Genomic DNA, 18,244 nt, shown 5'->3' with positions numbered 1-18,244 from the left:
TGATGTCAACAGTAGGTACAAAACAGTTCTGGTTTGTCGTAGGTTCACAACATCTGTATGGAGAAGAAGCATTAGCAGAAGTTAAAGCACACGCACAAGAAATGACCGATGCCTTAAATAAGAGTGGCGTTCTGTCTTATCCGCTTGTATTGCAGGATCTGGCGGTTAGTGCAGACAAAATCACCAATCTCATGAAAGAAGTCAACTATCGTGACGAGGTTGCTGGTGTCATCACTTGGATGCATACCTTCTCGCCTGCAAAAATGTGGATTCGTGGTACTAAATTGCTGCAAAAGCCGCTACTTCATTTGGCTACACAGTATAATGAAAGCATTCCTTGGGCTACGATTGATATGGACTTCATGAACCTCAATCAGGCAGCTCATGGTGACCGTGAATATGGATTTATCAATGCTCGCCTGAAGAAACAGAATAAAGTGGTCGTAGGTTACTGGGAACGCGCAGAAGTGCAAAAGCAAATCGCAGAGTGGATGGATGTAGCGGTTGCTTATAACGAAAGCTTCAATATCAAAGTTGCCCGTTTTGGCGACAACATGCGTAACGTTGGTGTTACGGAAGGCGATAAGGTGGAAGCTCAAATCCAATTTGGATGGACCGTTGACTACTTCGGAATTGGCGACCTTGTTCAGTACGTCAATGCTGTGAAGGAAGAAGAAATTGATGCTTTGTTCGCGGAATACGCCAAACTCTATGAATTTGATTATGGTACTTACAGCAAGGAAGCTTGGGAAGCCAGCGTAAAAGTGCAAGCAAGCTATGAAATTGCTCTTAAACGGTTCCTGGATCATGGCGGCTATACTGCCTTCACTACGAACTTCGAAGACCTCTATGGTATGAAACAACTCCCTGGTCTTGCCGTTCAACGTTTGATGGCACAAGGATACGGCTTCGCCGGTGAAGGAGATTGGAAGACTGCAGCGCTCGATCGTCTGCTTAAAGTCATGAGCCATAACCAATCCACTGGCTTTATGGAAGACTACACCTATGAATTAGCGGCTGGTCAGGAATCGATCCTTCAATCCCATATGCTTGAAGTTGACCCAACGTTGGCAAGCAACAAGCCTAAAATCATCGTTTCTCCGTTAGGTATCGGCGATCGTGAAGATCCAGCTCGTCTGGTGTTTGACGGCAAGGCAGGAGACGGTGTAGTTGTTTCCATGGCTGACTTTGGCACGCATTATAAACTGTTGATCAATGAGGTTACTGCATTTGAACCGACAGTTCCTGCTCCAAATCTTCCAGTGGCCCGTGTACTGTGGAACGTGAAGCCAAACTTCCAAGATGGGGTTAAAGCATGGATTGAGAACGGCGGTGGTCACCATACCGTGGTTTCCTTGAATCTAACCACAGACCAAATTGTTACTTATGCAAAACTGGTTAACCTGGAATACGTACTTATTAAGTAACTAGAAGATAGTCATCTATAAAAGCATTGGGTCAGTCCTCAGGACCCAGTGCTTTTTATTGGTTTTCTAAGAATGTATAGATATGGGAAGGTTCCTAAGCTACCTGGCTCTGGCAAATCCACATTATCTAGACACATACATGACATGTTAAACACACATCAAATAGAATCGGAACTATTTTTAGAAGGGAACTTACGACATCCCGCTGATTATGAATCGGTTGCATGTATGCCGCACGAAGAACTTGATCGGCTCCGATCTATCTACTCCGAGGTGTTTCATTACATTGATCCGTTTGTATCTGTGAATGGCAACGACTCTTTAATCGCATATGCACTTGCACAGCAACCAGCTCCAAATGGAATCCCTTCTAGTTTGTATGAGGAAATCCGGCGTTATGAAATTTACGATGGAGTACCCGTAGAAAAGCACTGCGAGTTGATGATTCAACGTTGGAAGTCTTTTGTTAAAGATCAGCGAGAAAAAGAAAAGTTGATAATAATCGAATGCTGTTTTTTACAGAACCCAGGGTGTGCATTACTTGCCCGGCATGATGCTGGAGAAGATCGTTTTACTCAGCATATATTACAGATTGCGGAGCAAATTCAGGAGTTAAACCCAATTTTGTTCTATTTGAAGCAACCGAATGTGCATGAGACGATTGAGCGAGTTAAAACAATGAGATCTCAAGAATGGTTAGATTTTGCGATTTGGTACCATACGGAGCAAGATTATGGAAAGAACAAGGGGCTTTACGGATATGAGGGGTATATTCAGTTCCTTGAACATCGACGAGAGCTAGAATTACAAATTATTGAGCAACTCCCTTTTCAATCGTTTATTATGGATAACTCCGATTATGATTGGGGGAATCAACAACAGACCGTTTCGAATATCATAATGAAGTATTTATTAGGGTCTATCCCGTAAAGACATATTTTACCTAATTATTCATATACATGGACTGTTGATTCAATCATTGGAAATTCGTACTCTATATCATTTGCTTCTAAACGCGTTTTTGGTGTCTGTTATTACTGCTAGTAAGTGAAGCCCAAATAATACAGCGTGTTGAGATCCATTCTTATTATTTCTGCAAAGAAAATTCTCACTTTTTAGCAGAAATGATTTATAATTATCAGATAATAGACAATATAATTTTTAAAAGATTATATTTTAGTTATAATAGAGACAGAAAAGATATGATCCTGAGTGGAGCCTTGCTTCTTGTATCACCTAAGCAGGAGGGCCTGCTCTTTTTTGCAAATATAAGAGATAAGGAAGGTTTTTATGAATAGCATTCAGAAAAATACAGACGTTATCTTAATTGGTGCCGGAGTCATGAGCGCGACTCTGGGATCATTGCTGAAAGAGTTAGCACCGGAGTGGGAAATTCAAGTGTTTGAGAAACTCGCAAACGCGGGAGAAGAAAGCTCTAACGAATGGAATAATGCAGGTACAGGCCATGCTGCACTGTGCGAACTGAACTATACATCCGAGAAAGCTGATGGATCTATAGATATTCGTAAAGCTGTAGACATTAATGAGCAGTTTCAGCTTTCAAGACAGTTTTGGTCTTTTCTTGTAAACAGCAATTTGATTCGTAATCCACAGGACTTTATCAAACCAATACCTCATATGAGCTTGGTAACAGGAGAGAAAAATGTAGCTTTTTTGAAAAAAAGGTTTAAAGCGCTTTCAACTATTTCTCTGTTTCAAGGCATGGAATTTTCCGACGACCCTGAAAAGCTGAAGGAATGGATTCCGCTGATTATGGAAGGCCGTACATTGAATGAACCCATCGCGGCAACCAAAATCGACTCTGGAACAGATGTCAACTTTGGTGCTTTAACACGCATGTTGTTTGAGCATTTAAAAAGTAAAAACGTCGAGATTAATTACAAACATAGTGTAAAGGATATTAAACGTGCGAGCGACGGCTCGTGGAAGGTCAAGGTTCATAATCTGGATAACGGTAAAATCGAATACCATAATGCCAAATTTGTCTTTATCGGTGGTGGGGGTGGAAGTCTACCTTTGCTACAAAGAACCGGTATTCCTGAGTCCAAATATATCGGGGGATTCCCGGTAAGTGGACTATTTATGGTATGTAACAATCCTAAGGTTGTCGCCCAGCATCATGCAAAAGTATATGGTAAAGCTAAGGTTGGTGCTCCCCCCATGTCTGTTCCGCATCTGGATACAAGATATATCGGTAACCAAAAAGCACTGCTATTTGGACCGTTTGCCGGCTTCTCACCGAAGTTCTTGAAAACGGGCTCAAATTTGGATTTGATCGGTTCTGTAAAACCTAATAATCTCATTACGATGTTGGCCGCAGGCGCAAAAGAGATGGCATTGACCAAATATCTGATCCAGCAAGTGATGTTATCGAATGAAAAGCGTCTGGAAGAATTACGCGAGTTTATTCCGAACGCCAAAATCGAGGACTGGGGAATCGTGGTAGCAGGCCAACGTGTGCAGGTGATCAAAGATACGGAGGGTGGAAAAGGAACACTTCAATTTGGTACGGAAGTGGTTAGTGCCGCAGATGGTTCGGTAGCTGCACTGCTCGGCGCTTCTCCGGGTGCTTCTACTGCTGTTCACGTTATGCTGGAAGTATTGGAAAAATGCTTCCCACAACATATGGAAGAGTGGGAACCAAAAATCAAAGAGATGATTCCTTCTTATGGGGTGTCACTAGCGGAAAACCCAGAGCTTTACCAAGAAATTTACAATTCCACAACGGAGGTGCTGGGTCTGGGCGAAAAAGAACCGCTTCATCGTTAATTTTTGCATGGCTGGTAACTGGATCATCCCACTACTTTTTAATAAAATGTACAGTAATCTTACGATATATTTTAAAGTCGAATAAGCAACAATACAAAATTTTACAATCCTTCTACATTTTCTTTGTCTGCACAGTGATCACAGTAATTATGTAGCGCCCTATAGACTCTATTCAGTTCCAGTTGTCCAATGAACTGGTGCAGCGGATTGCTACCCCGGCTTGGTTAAAACGCAGATGGGCGGGGAAAAGGCAGAGCTGTCGGTGGAGGATGGAGCGAAAACGGCGGTCCGACTGGCGACCCTCTCGGAGGATGGTCCAACGGGCGGATTCTATTACATGGATGAACAGCTTCCATGGTAAAGCTTTATGCTAAATAGATAGGGACGCACTCACAAGAGGAGGTGCCCCTATCTATTTATATTACATTTGTGCGGTTGGACGGATTACGATTTCGTTCACATCAATATCGGCCGGTTGTTCAATTGCGAATCCAATTGCACGGGCTATCGCGTCAGGTGTCATGGCTAGTTTATCCCGAATGGCAGCGAGTTGATCTCTCAATGCTGGATTGGTCATACCCTCTGTGAAATTTGTCTGCACAATACCAGGCGAAATGATGGTCACGCGCAGCTTGTCGCCAGCCTCCTGGCGCAATCCCTCTGAGATGGCGCGCACGGCGAACTTCGTACCGGAGTAGACCGACTGGTTCGGCACAGTCTTATGTCCTGCTACAGAAGCGATGTTTACGAAATGTCCGGAACCCTGCTTGCGAAAGATAGGCAACGCTGCGGCTATACCGTACAAAACGCCTTTAATGTTGACATCAATCATATCCTCCCAGTCCTCGACACACAGATCTTCGAGAGGGGAAATAGGCATAACGCCAGCGTTGCTGACGAGAACATCCAGCTTCCCGTACCGTTCGCAAGCCAAATTAACGAGATTGCACAGATCCTCGCGCCGTCTCACGTCAGTGCGTGCATAAACAGCTTCGCCACCTCCATTGGAAATGCGTGTCGCCAGCGCTTCAAGGCGCTCCGCTCCGCGTGCTCCAAGTACGACTTTTGCTCCACGCTCGGCAAGCAACAGTGCTGTTGCTTCTCCAATTCCGCTGCTTGCACCTGTAATCACGACGACTTTGTTCTCTATTCTTCCTTCCAAATGCATAGCCCAATCCTTCTTCCTTTGATCTATTTGCCTTAGGCCCTCTGTTGGCCTTGCAAGTAAATTTTAAGTAGAATTCGATTGAGACAGGTAGACCGATCAAGTCCAATTCTTGCCTAATCCTATTCGGCGCGCATATAATTAGCACATCAATATTAGCGTTCAACGGAAAGGAAGGTGAAGCATGAATGATTTCGTCTCCTCCCCCCTCTGATATTTCTACGAATCTACAAGAACTGATTCATCTAATTCATCAACATGCGTCTTCGGATGGTACGTTTGTCTCGTCTGTGCCAGGACTTTATTTCAGACGTGCAAGCCATGTGTCCGAGCTGAATCATACGGTCCATATGCCCTCCCTGTACGTGGTTGCACAAGGCTCAAAGACAGCAATGCTGGCTGGAGAAAACTATGTCTACGATCCAACAACCTACATGGTCACATCAGTTCAACTTCCCGTAATTGGTAAAATAACTCAAGCCTCGTCGGAGCTTCCTTATCTAAGTCTTCAATTATCCATTAGTCCAGACGTCATCCTGGACATTATCAAGAAGAGTCCTCCTCAAGGTACCGTAAAGACTGGACGCGGCATACTAGTGAGCCAATTTGACCCTCTGCTGCTTGATGCGCTGCTTCGGCTTGTCAGACTTTCGGATACGCCTGCGGATATTCAGTTTCTTGCGCCGCTTATCACGCACGAGATCCTTTATCGTGTATTACAAGGTGAGCAGGGGGCTTTAATCAGGCAATTTGCCGTAGTTGGTAGCTATGCACATAGCATCTCCCAAGCGATCCATCTGATAACCCGCGATTACTCTAAGCCTCTTGTGATTGAAGAATTGGCGAAGGAAGTAAACATGAGCCCTTCTTCCTTACACAAGCATTTTAAAAAGGTAACGGCTATAAGTCCTCTGCAGTATCAGAAGGCCATTCGACTGCAGACTGCACGCCGCTTGCTGCTCTCGGAGGGATTGGAAGCGGCCAATGCAGGCTTTCGCGTTGGCTATGAGAGCCCTTCGCAGTTCAGCCGAGAATATGGACGCATGTTTGGGCGTCCACCGATGAGTGATGTTAAACATTTGCGCAATTCCCTTAGTGTCTCAGTTGATTGAGAGATTCTTCGGGTGATCTGGAGGAGGCCCAGAGCAAGTTGTCTTTGGTCTGGTCAAAGAGGATATATCACACCAACGGAAGTTCGTCGAGCCGCTCGTAAATCAACAATCCTTTCTCTTTCGCCACCCTTACCATTTCATCGGCACCCTGAGAGGGTCCTCCAACCCGAAGCACGGCGTTACAGTAATCAAGCAGGCGAATGGAAGACGGGTGAAAGATTTTGTTAAAGGTCTTGTCTCCCAGAGCAGTGGAACCGGATGTCGCGATAAGGGGCAAAGCATACCATTCTCCCAGCACCGGCATATGACCAGCCTCGTAAACTTGAAGAGCAATTTCATTCATGTAGTTGACGTTCTTTTCAGACCTGGGGATTCGTACTGTACTTGTCGTAAAGATGTATCCGCGTTTGCAGACGGTTCGCCGTCCGATATTGCTCCCCCCAATTTTGCTCACTCTGCACGGTTTGGATAACATCCGCCAAATGGTTCCAATCGGAGCCAAAGGCCGACATTTCCATAGCATCTCGTATTGCATGCACTACGTGCTCCGTATGGGCAATTTTCTTTTGTAAAACATCGAGTTGTGCTTGCAACGAATGTCTGATCTCTCCGTTGGATGGCGATTCTGCATCTAAAATGTCCATTATTTTTTGAAGCGATACCCCTAGATACTTCAACATCTGAATTCGCTGTAATCTTTCCATATCTTTCATGTTGTACAGTCTTATGGATCCAGTGTGGTGACCTCCTGGACTCAGAAGTCCAATTTGATCGTAATATCGCAATGTCCTGACCGTTATCCCTGTACGTTTGGCAAGCTGTCCTGTCGTCAGACAGTTCTCTTTGGCCATTCATTGCTCACATCCAATTGATTGCTCTAGCATGTCGTTCTCAGTCAGTATAGCAAATGACGTAACGTCACCTTCAAGAAAAACTTATGCAATAAGAAACAAGAGAAAACTACCCTAGCAAAAGGTGACTTGGTAGTTAGTCACGAATATCATGTAATAAAAATTCATCAGCTCTTCATGGAGGATACTATGAAAACTTTCATTTATATGGTGAGACATGGCGAATCACCGAAGACGGAAGGAAATGAAAGAACAAGAGGTTTGACTGATAAAGGCAAGTCAGATGCTTTTCAAATAACTGAATTATTAAGAGAAGAGGGGATCGAGGTTTTCGTTTCAAGTCCATATCAACGGGCAATCCTAACCATTCAAGAATTAGCTCAATGCTCAGGACAAGAAGTTTTAATATTTGAGGATCTTAAAGAAAGAATTTTTTCTAGTGAAGACAACCGAATGCCCGATGATGAATTATTCCCTTTGTTAGATAAGTCATTTTCTGATCCCAACTTTGCTTTAACGGGAGGAGAGTCTAATGCAGTTTGTCAGAACCGAAGTATAACGGTCTTAAAGGAATTGTTAAAAATCTACCGAGGACGGAAAGTCGCATTAGGCACTCATGGAGCTGTGATGACTTTAATGATGGGGTATTATGACAAGCAGTACGATTTGAATTTTTTACTACACACATCCAAACCAGACGTATACAGAATGGAATTCAATGATCAGGAATTAGTTGAGGTAAAAAGATTGTGGAACATGCCGTAATAGTTTGTGAGGAAAAGGTATAAGGACTATTCTCCAAAAAGAGACCACCCTTAAAAAAGGATGGTCTCTCTTCAAAGCTTTTCCTTTATAGCTATTGCGGTGAACCGTTAAGCAAATCCTCGGCTATTTTTACCAGGTCTTCTTTGCTCAGCGGGCTGTCCTGGTTATCAGATATGTTGTAGTGTAAACGCCTTTTTTCATCGAGCCATCCCAGTCGATTTTTCCCTACCTCCAAGGGCGTGCTTGTTTCGCTTGCCCTGATGTAATAGGCCTTGGTTCCTTTGATCATCAGTTCCTCAGCCGAATCCTGTTCATTTTGCATCACGGTCGTCTTTGTGACTTCGGGAGCGTACTTGGTGACGGTGATGTTTACATAGTCATTTCCTCTTGCATACCGGGCAAAGGTGAAGTCTGACTTGTCCCAGCTCAGCTTTTGAATAAACAGATTTTCACCTTTCGGTGCAGCTTTGGCCTGTTGCATCAGTTTATCCGTTAAAGCCCGATATTCCTCTTTGTTCATCATCCCAGGATATGCAGCGACTGGATAGACGTATCCGAAATCAAATCGGTAGCCATCTGGCAGATGAGTAGGATTGTGGAATAGTGGGGCTTCTGTACGCTTGATTTCATCCTGCAGACTGCTGAAGCTAGAAAGTTCAGTAGGTTTGTATGCAAACAGGACAGGATTAGACGAATTTCTTGGATTCATAGAATCGTCCTTAACGTAATAGGCGGCATACTCTCCAGGCTGTAGACGGTCTCTCACCTTTTCGTTCCACTGTGTGTAGGTGGTTGTATACGTTTGGGAAGCGTCCGTTTCGGCAGGTGTTTTGGCGGTATTTAATACGACATCGCCTTTGCCGTTACGTAATTCCAGATATTGCGAAGCGGCGTACCCAGTCACAGAGGCGCCCAATACAAAAAGTAAGATCATAATAGGAGCGGTGATGCGCGGTTGAAGACGCATTTTTACGATGAGTCCCTTTTTGGGTTTCCCCTTTTGGTAGACCTGTTCCATCACTTTGTCAGAGACGTCAAAGGCTTGTATTTTTAAGACGTTCTCTGGCTCCGTCAACATGTCCATATTTTTTAAGCCTTTGTCTTTCAGATCGGTGTATTTCAGACCTTGTTCCTGAGTTCTGTCTTGTAATTCACGCATTTTGGATCCTCCTTTATGGGCTCCATCATTTTTTTGAGCTTTGTTTTTGTTCTGCCGTATTTTTTCTTGATAGCTTCCTCGCTTTTGTTCATAATTTCCCCGATTCCTCCAAACGATTTTTCTTCAAAAATGCGTAGCACCAGCAGGTTTCGTTCTTCTGCATTCAGTTGGCCTAATGCCCGGCTTAGCGGTTCACTGAAAAGCTGACGTTCCATAACCTGCGCAGCGCTGTCTGAAGTCATGTTAGTTGAGTTGAACAGGGTCATTTTAAATTTGCGCTGTAGATTTTTCCTGCGAATCAGGTTCAAGCAGTGATGATAAGCCATTTTATACAGCCAGGAGGAGAAGCCCACTGTGGGCTTGTACATACTGATTTTCTCGAAAGCACTAACGAAAATATCCTGTACAGCCTCTTCAGCTTCCTGCTCACTTCCTAATATCCGCCAGCAGTACACAAAAATCTGACGCTGATACTCCTTTACAATGTAGGCGTAATCCTGGATCTCGCCAGCTTGGACCCGTTTAATTCTATATTCGATTTCCTCATTCAAAGATTTAGGCACCCCCTCTGATTAAAAAGAAAACTATATCTGTATAACAAATGAAGCTGAACCAAAGGGACATCTTTTCTAAAATTTTTTAAGTATTAAATCAACCCTCTAAGAGAATACGATAAAGCAGAACAATTATCACCAACGTTGTTGATTTCATAGAGCTTGGATTTTTATTATGGAAATAAATAGAATAATAAATATACCTATCAAAAAAGTGATAATAGATTGTAAAGAAAAAAGGAGATGGGAAATGGGGTTTTATGATAATAGAGAAAATGCTTTATTCCGCACTCTTCAAGAGCAAGTCATAACATTCAAACAATGGGAAGCTAGCATAGCTGAAAAACATGGAGAATGGGAAGCGAATTATCTTTATTGGGATAAGCTTTATAATGCTGTTGAGGAAGTCTTAGAACATACCTTATTAGCTGAATGGCAGACAGAGGTTTATGAACTGATCTTATACACATTGGCAAGGGATAATGAGGTTGAGAATGTATTGCAGTTGTTAATTGTACAACCCAAAATATTTTTGTCTTTAGCCTACAGTGCAATTACATACTCTGATTACGAAGCCAGATGGCAAATAGCCTATGGATTAGGTGAAGTAAAAGGAATGAGGGATGAAGTAAATAGTCTTTTGTCTAAGCTCTCGAATGATGAACACGAATATGTCAGAAGAAGGGCATTAATTGCATTGCAGAAAAAATGGAAAGATGAATTAAATGATCAAGAGATAAACTCGGCAATCCCGCCCGTATAGCTAACGAAAACCATCGGCTATGCTGGGCGGGATTGCCTCACACTCTTTTATGCTGCGTATCTTCTACTTATTCCCTTTGCGTACCTTTAACAGCTTACCCTTTACGGTTGTATTCTTCATAATCTCGAGCACCAGTGGACCTTTACCATTCAGAATCTCAACATCTGTCGCATAATCCAGAATCGTAATAATCCCGATATCATCTGCGGTGACCCCGTCAAGCTTAGCGATGGTCCCCACGAAGTCGACAGCTCTAAGTTTTTTCTTCTTACCGCCGTTAAAATTCAGCTTCATAATCTGTTGGTTTAATTGCTCGCGCTTATCTTTTTTGAGTGCGGTTTTTACATGCAGTTTCTGCTCAAAATCTTCTCTACGCAGATCAACAGCCTCTTCTGAGGGAGCCTTTACCTGCGGAATTGCGAATCCAATATATGCTTCAATATCAGCTAATCTTCGGCCATCCTTAGGAGTGATGAGGGAAATGGCTTTCCCCGTTTTGCCAGCACGTCCCGTACGTCCTGTGCGGTGAACATAGCTTTCCTTCTCAAGGGGAATATCGTAGTTAATGACATGGGTGATGTTCGTGATATCAATTCCTCTGGCGGCAACATCTGTCGCGATCAAGTAACGGAATTGACCCCTTCTGAATGCATTCATTACCTCAAATCGCTCGTCTTGCTCCATGCCACCATGAATGCGATCACATGGATATTCAAGATCAGCCAATGCTCTGAATAATGTATCTACATTCTCCTGCGTACGACAGAAAATAATGCAGCTGTCAGGATTCTCAACAATGAGCAGATCTTGCAGTAGTGCCAGCTTGTCTGACTCCTTCACCTGAATAAGAGAGTGATCAATTGTAGCGGTCGTTATACCGGTTGCTTTTATTTCAATTTCAACAGGATCCTTCATATACTTGTGTGACAGTCTGGCTACATCCTCAGGAAAAGTAGCGGAGAATAACATGGTAACCCGGTCACTAGGCAGGGCCTGAATGATTGACTGAACTTGCTCGATAAAGCCCATATTCAGCATCTCGTCAGCTTCATCAATCACGAGGTAGGCCATTCGATCTAACGATAGCGTGCCTCGTTCAATATGGTCCAGTACACGTCCTGGCGTACCTACAGCCATATGTGTTCTTTGTTTTAACTCGGCCTTTTGTATATGAAAAGGATGTTTTCCATAAAGGGGCGTTGCTTTTATCCGCTTAAAGCGTCCAATATTCGTGATGTCTTCGGTGACCTGTAACGCGAGTTCACGGGTTGGCGTCAGGATTAAGGCTTGGGGCTTATTCTCATTCCAATCTACTAGCTCACAAAGTGGAATACCGTATGCCGCTGTTTTGCCGCTACCTGTTTGCGATTTGGCGACAAGGTCCTTCTTCTCAAGCGCAACTGGAATGACTTCCGTCTGAATCTCTGTTGGCGTCTCATAGCCCAAGCTATTCAGCGCTCTTACAATTTCTTCACTTAATGCGTAATCTGTAAAATGCTTCTGACTCATTTTCAACCTCTTCTGCGCTGTATTTGAATACCATTACATATATAATGTCATCGTGTATCGAACTTATACTCATATAGTATACTCTATATCCAGGTTCACTCTAATACATATCAGCGGTTTACAATTTCATACAGAATTAATCTTTTCGTCTTGCTGTTTTCCAGTAAGGCAACTATACTTTTTCTGGGACGAAAAAACACAGTCTGGTTGGTAGTCCAGACGCATGAATGACTCTCAGATTCCAAGAGTACCATGTCAGTAACCTTCCCCCCTCGGGATGTCCATCGTTTCGATTTAAAATGAGGGGGATTAAAATGAAGCTTACAGTTTATCATGATGGACAGTATTGGGTTGGAGTCGTGGAAGAGCAGGACCAAGGGAAATTGAAGGCAGCTAGGCACATCTTTGGTACAGAGCCTAAGGACGAGGAAATTCTCCATTTTATCCGTGAGGAAATGTGGGAACTTGTTAGTCGGCTCTCACAAGAGGTGGCTATAAAGTGGTCTGAAACGAAGAAGGTCAATCCGAAGCGGCTAGCAAGACAGGCAGCGTATGAATTAAGGCAGAAGGGGGTCTCTTCCAACGCACAAGAGGCCTTAAAGTTAGAGTATGAGAAGCGCAAGTTGGAGAAACATGCTTACTCTAAACAGCAAAGGGAATCCATGAAGGCACGGATAAGGGAATTAAAGGAGAAAAAAGCGAAAGAAAAACATCGCGGGCATTAATAAAACTTCCATCCTTATCCGCAATTGTTACGCATGTTTTATATCAGCATATGTGAAAACATGTGTTACACACAAAGGGCACCCGATTGGGTGCCCTTTAAACTGTCGTATAGTGATTCCCGTTCGTAAAAATTGAATTCACTCCGGATTACTTAAGCAGTGTAAGTGTCACTTCTATCGTGTTATCAATAAATGATCGTTCTGGCTAGATTTTAATCGAAACGATGTGTTAAAGGAGCACCAGGTGTTCAGTCGCCCCGCAATGATGTAAAGTTTTTCGGGTAAAATCTTTACTTTTACATGTAGCAGACAATAACCTTTCATTCTTATAATTGGAAATGTAAGCGATTTATTTAGAGGTAGGAATATTAAAAACTATACGTATGAGGAGGAGATTGTATGTCGAAATTTAAAGTGGGCAAGTTGGTAAGCAGCTTGGCGTTGGCGGGTGTGTTGTTATCATCAGTTCTGATAAACCCGGCTAGTGCCAGTATGGCGAACGGTGGCAAATTCCTCGGGAATATCATTGCTGGTAGTGTCCCTGCAAGTTTCGGAACATACTGGAACCAGGTGACGCCAGAGAATTCGACCAAATGGGGGTCGGTTGAAGGCAGCCGTAACAACATGAACTGGTCGCAGGCGGATACCGCCTACAATTATGCCCGTAACAATGGCTTCCCGTTCAAGTTCCATACATTGGTATGGGGTGCTCAGGAGCCAGGTTGGATTAGCGGACTGTCGGCTGCTGATCAGAAGGCGGAAGTGACCCAGTGGATTAAAGCAGCAGGTCAACGCTATTCGAATGCGGAGTTTATAGATGTGGTGAATGAGCCCCTGCATCAGAAGCCATCCTTCCGCAATGCCATAGGCGGTGACGGATCGACCGGATGGGATTGGGTTATATGGTCGTTCCAACAGGCAAGACAAGCCTTTCCAAATGCCAAGCTGATGATTAATGAATATGGAATTATCAACGATCCCTCGTTAACCGACCAATATGTCAATATTATTAATCAGCTCAAGAGCAGAGGCCTGATTGACGGAATTGGTATTCAGTGCCACCAGTTTAGCATGGACACTGTTTCAGTTAACACGATGAACACTGTACTGAACAAGCTGGCGGCAACAGGATTGCCAATCTATGTGTCTGAACTGGATATAACTGGAGACGACAACACCCAGCTTGCCAGATACAAGGAGAAATTTCCGGTATTATGGAAGCATTCTGCGGTGAAGGGAGTTACGCTCTGGGGGTATATCCAGGGACAAACTTGGAAGCCGAACACACATCTGCTGAATTCTAACGGCACGGAACGTCCCGCGCTCCAATGGCTGAGACAATATGTGCAGAGTTAAACTATAGGTGGCACTTAAAACCCAACAGATGCGAACTTTTGCCAAATGTCTGGGCTGGGTAGATGTTTATTTGACGAAGTCTTGGCTGAAATGTTATAAGCCCAAGGCTTCTTTTTATTTAGCTTAAACGTAACGTATTAAAACCTAATCCAACTCAATTGGGCTTACATACCCAATCCATAACTTTAACCCACTTGAAATAAAACCGTCTGGACGGTATAGTAAAGAGGGGTGATCCATATGAATACAACTAAAAAAGCATTAAAAAGAGAATTAATTCTTAAAGCGGCCTCGATGATTGTGCACGAAGAAGGAGTAGAGAGATTAACGTTAGAAGCGGTGGCTAAGAAAGCGGGAATAAGTAAAGGAGGATTGCTTTACCATTTTCCGAATAAAGATGAATTGATTTTGGGAATGGTTGAACAACTATCGACCAGCTTTGTCTCCGAATTTAATGAGAGAGCAGAAAACGATATGCATTCCAAAGGAAGATGGACTCGCGCGTATATGAATACATCATTTTCTGGCGATCGGAATGCAAGTGACCTGTATACCGCTCTCTCAGCAGCACAGTTTACGAACCCTCACATGCTAAAATTACTTCAGGACGAGTATGAGAATATCCAAAATAAAATTGAAAACGACGAATTGGACCCCGTTCGTTCCACGATAGTCCGATTAGCTATAGACGGTTTGTGGTTTGCTGAAATGTTTGGGCTTGCTCCTCCCAATGAAGAAATGAGGCAAAAAATGATGGAAGAATTGAAAACATATATAAAGGAGAATGAATAATGGCTTATCTTTTCTTGGCAATCTCTATTGTTGGTGAACTTGTTGGAACTTCAATGCTTAAAGCTTCAGAAGGTTTCACCAGACTGTATCCGACTCTATTCACAATTGTGGCGTTCGTGATCTCTTTCTTCTTTATCTCCTTATCCCTTAAGACGCTCCCCTTAAATATGACTTATGCCATCTGGTCAGGTGTAGGAGCTGTTGCTACAACGCTTATTTCAGTATTGATTTGGAAAGAAAAAATCAATACAGGAAGTATCGCAGGTATTGCTTTAATTGTTATTGGCGTGGTGGTACTGAACCTATTTGGTGCAGGACATGGTGAGGCAAAAGGTACGACAGAAGCAACGAGTTCAATCGTTCAAAAATGAGATGAAATAGCATAGACACTGGAGATTTACTATCACTATCGATCACTGCCAGTTTGTGTGAAAGGACCCTGCTGCATCATTTCGTTCATAAGTATGGGCACCAAAATAATCCCTTTGTGCTTGCAAAAGGTTAGCATTCGAAATGCCTGTCCGGTAACTATCATAATAAGTAAGTGAAGCACTTAAACATGGAAACGAAGTGCCAGAATTAATACCCTCACAGACAACTTTTCGTAATCCTTTTTGATACTCTTTAACTTTTTCAGCAAAATACGGGGCGATTAACAGATTAGCCAAATTCGGCTGTTCTTGATATGTTTCGCTTATTACGTTTAAGAATTCAGCACGAATGATGCAACCACCACGGAAAATAAGGGCTATATCCTTTAAAGGTAAATTCCATCCGTAAAGTTCAGAAGTCATTTTATATTGTATAAATCCTTGCGCGTAGGCACAGATCTTACCCATATAAAAAGCTTGTCTAATGTACTCAATCCACACATCTTTATCTAAACTTCGCTGATCAATCCCTGGTCCTGTTAGAATATTTTCTGCATAAACTCGTTCTTCTTTTAAAGAGGAGATGTAACGGGCAAACAATGACTCTGTAATAATGGATGATGGGATCCCATTGTCAATTGCTTGAATGCTTGTCCATTTACCTGTGCCCTTTTGCCCTGTTTTATCAAGAATCACATCGATTAGTGGTAAGCCTGTTACATCATCCTTTTTCCGTAAAATCTCTGCTGTGATTTGGATTAAATAACTTTTCAGTTCCCCTTGATTCCATATTTCAAAGATATCAGCAATTTCATTCACAGATAAACGTAACCTTTTTCTTAAAAATGTATAGGTTTCTGCGATTAATTGCATATCTGCATACTCGATTCCGTTATGTACCATTTTTACAAAGTGACCGGAACCTTTTGGACCCATATAAACACAACAAGGGTCTCCGTCCACGTGGGCCGCTATTTTTGTTAGAATAGAAGCTGCTTTTTCATATACGTTTTTATCTCCACCAGGCATGATCGAAGGTCCATTTAAAGCCCCAACTTCGCCGCCGGAAATACCGATTCCTAAATAACCGATTCCTTTTGACTTCAATTCATCATATCTACGTTCCGTATCTTTGTAATGGGAGTTACCACCGTCCATGATCACATCGCCTGCTTCAAGGAAGGGTACTAATGTACCTATTACCGAATCGACCGGTTTGCCCGCTGTTACCATAAGGAAGATTTTCCTTGGAGTTTTTAAGGAGTAAACAAAATTTTGAATTTCGTAGTAGGGATGGATGGAGTGACCTTCACTTTTTTTAACAAGATCATCCGTTAAATCCCTCGTATAATTATAGACAGCGACTTGCTCACCCTTACCAGCCATATTTAAAGCGATATTACGGCCCATTACCCCTAAACCAATGACACCAATTGTGTTGGACATTTTTTCTGCTCCTTTTATTTGAAATGAATAGGCCATAGATCCTCACTTATAGGCTTAGAAGATTCTAAGAAAAATAAGTGGGGGATCTACCGCCCGGGAATCATGGTTTATACGAATAAACTTAGTACTAAAATAAATCCTAATCCAGCTACAGAAATGATGGTCTCAAGCAATGTCCATGTTGCAAATGTTTCTTTCATGCTTAAACCAAAATATTCTTTAAACATCCAGAAACCAGCATCGTTAACATGTGAAGCTATTAAACTACCCGCTCCCGTTGCAAGCACAACTAAAGCAAGATTAACGTCGGATTGTCCTAACATCGGAATAACTAAACCAGCGGTTGTTAAAGCTGCAACAGTTGCAGAACCTAAGGAAATACGTAATATTGCAGCGATAATCCAGGCAAGTAAGATGGGTGATAATGTAGTTCCATTGAATAATTCAGCCACATAGTCACCTACGCCGCCATTAATCAGTACTTGTTTGAAGGCTCCGCCACCCCCAATGATTAAGAGCATCATCCCAATATGAGTAATAGCCGTTGTACAAGATGCCATTACATTTTTGATTGGAATTTTTCGTGCTATTCCCATGGTGTAGACAGCTACCAGTAAGGAAATTAACATGGAAGTTGATGCATCACCAATAAAACGGATCGCTGCTAGTAAACTGCTATCTTCAAATCCCATTGTTTTTTGAAGCAAAGTAATAACCGTAGCAATAGACATTAAAATAACAGGAAGCATTGCAGTAAATACACTGATACCAAATCCCGGAGTTTCCTCGGATTTAAATACTTTTTGTTCACCTAAAGAGGCGATATTACCGGTTTTCGTAAATGATGCAGGTACGAGTTTTTTGGCAAGCTTAGTAAATACAGGTCCAGCTAAAATAACGGTTGGAATGGCAATAATGAAACCGTAAAGTAAAACCTCACCAAGGTTCGCGCCATATTCACCAGCAATAACTGTTGGCCCTGGATGTGGAGGTAAGAAACCATGTGTTACGGATAAAGCTGCAACCATCGGAATCCCGAGATATAAAATAGAAACTTTTAATTCTTTTGAAATGGCAAATATGATTGGAATTAACAATACTAATCCTACTTCAAAAAATAACGCGACACCGATAATGAATGAAGCAGCTACGACTGCCCATTGGATATTTTTTTCACCAAATTTGTCTACGAGAGTCATGGCAATTCGTTGAGCACCACCAGAATCGGCGATCAACTTACCTAACATCGCTCCAAGTCCAAAGATTAACGCTAAGTGACCAAGGGTTCCGCCTAATCCGGCTTCGATGGTTTTGACAATTTCCTCTAATGGCATTCCAAGTGCTAAAGCGACGCCGAACGATACAATGATTAATGAAATAAAGGTATTCAATTTGAAGCCCATTATTAAAACTAATAATGCTAAAATTCCAATCGCTACGATAACTAATGGCATTGTAA

The 18,244-nt window shown here is 42.6% G+C and carries 19 protein-coding genes; 11 read left to right on the top strand and 8 right to left on the bottom strand.

All coding sequences use genetic code 11. The annotated features are described in order from the left end of the window. Positions 1 to 2 precede the first annotated feature (2 nt). The 4 genes from araA to ACUYLD_RS13770 all read left to right on the top strand — a co-directional run bounded on the left by araA (position 3) and on the right by ACUYLD_RS13770 (position 4,578). Positions 3 to 1,427, top strand: a complete 1,425-nt coding sequence (gene araA / locus ACUYLD_RS13785) for an L-arabinose isomerase (RefSeq protein WP_446675338.1) — start codon at positions 3 to 5, stop codon at positions 1,425 to 1,427. A 144-nt stretch (positions 1,428 to 1,571) separates the two neighbouring features. Continuing rightward, positions 1,572 to 2,357, top strand: a complete 786-nt coding sequence (locus ACUYLD_RS13780; RefSeq protein WP_446675302.1) for a hypothetical protein — start codon at positions 1,572 to 1,574, stop codon at positions 2,355 to 2,357. A 360-nt stretch (positions 2,358 to 2,717) separates the two neighbouring features. After that, entirely contained in the window at positions 2,718 to 4,217 is a 1,500-nt protein-coding gene (locus ACUYLD_RS13775) for a malate:quinone oxidoreductase (protein WP_446675301.1), read from the top strand. 220 nt (positions 4,218 to 4,437) lie between these two features. Beyond that, positions 4,438 to 4,578, top strand: coding sequence for a hypothetical protein (locus tag ACUYLD_RS13770; RefSeq protein ID WP_231109433.1), 141 nt, complete (start codon positions 4,438 to 4,440; stop codon positions 4,576 to 4,578). A gap of 60 nt (positions 4,579 to 4,638) precedes the next feature. Here the strand turns inward: ACUYLD_RS13770 and ACUYLD_RS13765 are convergent, their stop codons facing one another. Beyond that, positions 4,639 to 5,385: an SDR family oxidoreductase gene (locus tag ACUYLD_RS13765; RefSeq protein WP_061829749.1), complete on the bottom strand. Its 747-nt coding sequence runs from the start codon at positions 5,383 to 5,385 to the stop codon at positions 4,639 to 4,641. Between the two features lie 185 nt (positions 5,386 to 5,570). On the opposite strand from ACUYLD_RS13765, the gene ACUYLD_RS13760 reads away from it, so the two are divergent. Beyond that, positions 5,571 to 6,494: an AraC family transcriptional regulator N-terminal domain-containing protein gene (locus tag ACUYLD_RS13760; RefSeq protein WP_446675300.1), complete on the top strand. Its 924-nt coding sequence runs from the start codon at positions 5,571 to 5,573 to the stop codon at positions 6,492 to 6,494. A 67-nt stretch (positions 6,495 to 6,561) separates the two neighbouring features. On the opposite strand, the gene ACUYLD_RS13755 is transcribed toward ACUYLD_RS13760, so the two are convergent. Further along, positions 6,562 to 6,798 (bottom strand): hypothetical protein, encoded by a 237-nt coding sequence (locus tag ACUYLD_RS13755; RefSeq protein WP_446675299.1) that lies wholly within the window; start codon positions 6,796 to 6,798, stop codon positions 6,562 to 6,564. A 55-nt stretch (positions 6,799 to 6,853) separates the two neighbouring features. Then, the gene (locus ACUYLD_RS13750; protein ID WP_446675298.1) at positions 6,854 to 7,345 is read right to left on the bottom strand and encodes a MerR family transcriptional regulator; all 492 of its coding nucleotides are present in this window, start codon (positions 7,343 to 7,345) and stop codon (positions 6,854 to 6,856) included. Positions 7,346 to 7,534: 189 nt separating this feature from the next. Here ACUYLD_RS13750 and ACUYLD_RS13745 point away from each other — a divergent pair, with 189 nt between their 5' ends. Beyond that, entirely contained in the window at positions 7,535 to 8,110 is a 576-nt protein-coding gene (locus ACUYLD_RS13745; protein ID WP_348623968.1) for a histidine phosphatase family protein, read from the top strand. Positions 8,111 to 8,201: 91 nt separating this feature from the next. Here the strand turns inward: ACUYLD_RS13745 and ACUYLD_RS13740 are convergent, their stop codons facing one another. Together ACUYLD_RS13740 and ACUYLD_RS13735 are read right to left on the bottom strand one after the other, a co-directional pair. Next, complete coding sequence (locus ACUYLD_RS13740) at positions 8,202 to 9,269, bottom strand: DUF4367 domain-containing protein (protein ID WP_446675297.1); 1,068 nt, start codon at positions 9,267 to 9,269, stop codon at positions 8,202 to 8,204. Then, entirely contained in the window at positions 9,230 to 9,820 is a 591-nt protein-coding gene (locus tag ACUYLD_RS13735; RefSeq protein ID WP_446675296.1) for an RNA polymerase sigma factor, read from the bottom strand. The genes ACUYLD_RS13740 and ACUYLD_RS13735 overlap by 40 nt, the downstream gene beginning before the upstream one ends. 253 nt (positions 9,821 to 10,073) lie before the next feature. Between ACUYLD_RS13735 and ACUYLD_RS13730 the strand changes: the two genes are divergently transcribed. Further along, positions 10,074 to 10,586, top strand: a complete 513-nt coding sequence (locus tag ACUYLD_RS13730) for a HEAT repeat domain-containing protein (protein WP_446675295.1) — start codon at positions 10,074 to 10,076, stop codon at positions 10,584 to 10,586. Positions 10,587 to 10,649: 63 nt separating this feature from the next. On the opposite strand, the gene ACUYLD_RS13725 is transcribed toward ACUYLD_RS13730, so the two are convergent. Next, entirely contained in the window at positions 10,650 to 12,095 is a 1,446-nt protein-coding gene (locus tag ACUYLD_RS13725; RefSeq protein WP_342419137.1) for a DEAD/DEAH box helicase, read from the bottom strand. Positions 12,096 to 12,409: 314 nt separating this feature from the next. On the opposite strand from ACUYLD_RS13725, the gene ACUYLD_RS13720 reads away from it, so the two are divergent. From ACUYLD_RS13720 to ACUYLD_RS13705, 4 genes are all read left to right on the top strand, one after another. Continuing rightward, positions 12,410 to 12,820 (top strand): YjdF family protein, encoded by a 411-nt coding sequence (locus tag ACUYLD_RS13720; protein WP_250267028.1) that lies wholly within the window; start codon positions 12,410 to 12,412, stop codon positions 12,818 to 12,820. 399 nt (positions 12,821 to 13,219) lie between these two features. Beyond that, positions 13,220 to 14,176 carry an endo-1,4-beta-xylanase gene (locus ACUYLD_RS13715; protein WP_322159059.1) on the top strand — a complete coding sequence of 319 codons (957 nt, stop codon included), beginning with the start codon at positions 13,220 to 13,222 and terminating at the stop codon, positions 14,174 to 14,176. A 240-nt stretch (positions 14,177 to 14,416) separates the two neighbouring features. Further along, positions 14,417 to 14,968 (top strand): TetR/AcrR family transcriptional regulator, encoded by a 552-nt coding sequence (locus ACUYLD_RS13710; RefSeq protein ID WP_446675294.1) that lies wholly within the window; start codon positions 14,417 to 14,419, stop codon positions 14,966 to 14,968. Next, positions 14,968 to 15,339 (top strand): DMT family transporter, encoded by a 372-nt coding sequence (locus ACUYLD_RS13705; RefSeq protein ID WP_069290722.1) that lies wholly within the window; start codon positions 14,968 to 14,970, stop codon positions 15,337 to 15,339. Before ACUYLD_RS13710 ends, ACUYLD_RS13705 begins: the two co-directional genes overlap by 1 nt. 42 nt (positions 15,340 to 15,381) lie before the next feature. Here ACUYLD_RS13705 and gnd read toward each other — a convergent pair whose 3' ends face one another. Then, positions 15,382 to 16,785, bottom strand: a complete 1,404-nt coding sequence (gnd, locus tag ACUYLD_RS13700; protein WP_446675293.1) for a decarboxylating NADP(+)-dependent phosphogluconate dehydrogenase — start codon at positions 16,783 to 16,785, stop codon at positions 15,382 to 15,384. A gap of 107 nt (positions 16,786 to 16,892) precedes the next feature. Continuing rightward, complete coding sequence (locus ACUYLD_RS13695) at positions 16,893 to 18,239, bottom strand: GntP family permease (protein WP_023991059.1); 1,347 nt, start codon at positions 18,237 to 18,239, stop codon at positions 16,893 to 16,895. Between the last annotated feature and the right edge of the window lie 5 nt (positions 18,240 to 18,244).

This window comes from Paenibacillus sp. SER-28, from assembly GCF_052906305.1.
The sequence above is the reverse complement of the archived record's forward strand: the minus strand, read 5'-3'. Positions and strand labels throughout refer to the sequence as shown.

Excerpts from the sequence above, each read along its gene's own strand:
- araA (WP_446675338.1), top strand. The coding sequence starts at position 3 with ATGTCAACAGTAGGTACAAAACAGTTCTGGTTTGTCGTAGGTTCACAA.
- ACUYLD_RS13780 (WP_446675302.1), top strand. The coding sequence starts at position 1,572 with ATGTTAAACACACATCAAATAGAATCGGAACTATTTTTAGAAGGGAAC.
- ACUYLD_RS13775 (WP_446675301.1), top strand. The coding sequence starts at position 2,718 with ATGAATAGCATTCAGAAAAATACAGACGTTATCTTAATTGGTGCCGGA.
- ACUYLD_RS13765 (WP_061829749.1), bottom strand. The coding sequence starts at position 5,385 with ATGCATTTGGAAGGAAGAATAGAGAACAAAGTCGTCGTGATTACAGGT.
- ACUYLD_RS13760 (WP_446675300.1), top strand. The coding sequence starts at position 5,571 with ATGATTTCGTCTCCTCCCCCCTCTGATATTTCTACGAATCTACAAGAA.
- ACUYLD_RS13755 (WP_446675299.1), bottom strand. The coding sequence starts at position 6,798 with ATGCCGGTGCTGGGAGAATGGTATGCTTTGCCCCTTATCGCGACATCC.
- ACUYLD_RS13750 (WP_446675298.1), bottom strand. The coding sequence starts at position 7,345 with ATGGCCAAAGAGAACTGTCTGACGACAGGACAGCTTGCCAAACGTACA.
- ACUYLD_RS13745 (WP_348623968.1), top strand. The coding sequence starts at position 7,535 with ATGAAAACTTTCATTTATATGGTGAGACATGGCGAATCACCGAAGACG.
- ACUYLD_RS13740 (WP_446675297.1), bottom strand. The coding sequence starts at position 9,269 with ATGCGTGAATTACAAGACAGAACTCAGGAACAAGGTCTGAAATACACC.
- ACUYLD_RS13730 (WP_446675295.1), top strand. The coding sequence starts at position 10,074 with ATGGGGTTTTATGATAATAGAGAAAATGCTTTATTCCGCACTCTTCAA.
- ACUYLD_RS13725 (WP_342419137.1), bottom strand. The coding sequence starts at position 12,095 with ATGAGTCAGAAGCATTTTACAGATTACGCATTAAGTGAAGAAATTGTA.
- ACUYLD_RS13720 (WP_250267028.1), top strand. The coding sequence starts at position 12,410 with ATGAAGCTTACAGTTTATCATGATGGACAGTATTGGGTTGGAGTCGTG.
- ACUYLD_RS13715 (WP_322159059.1), top strand. The coding sequence starts at position 13,220 with ATGTCGAAATTTAAAGTGGGCAAGTTGGTAAGCAGCTTGGCGTTGGCG.
- ACUYLD_RS13710 (WP_446675294.1), top strand. The coding sequence starts at position 14,417 with ATGAATACAACTAAAAAAGCATTAAAAAGAGAATTAATTCTTAAAGCG.
- ACUYLD_RS13705 (WP_069290722.1), top strand. The coding sequence starts at position 14,968 with ATGGCTTATCTTTTCTTGGCAATCTCTATTGTTGGTGAACTTGTTGGA.
- gnd (WP_446675293.1), bottom strand. The coding sequence starts at position 16,785 with ATGTCCAACACAATTGGTGTCATTGGTTTAGGGGTAATGGGCCGTAAT.
- ACUYLD_RS13695 (WP_023991059.1), bottom strand. The coding sequence starts at position 18,239 with ATGCCATTAGTTATCGTAGCGATTGGAATTTTAGCATTATTAGTTTTA.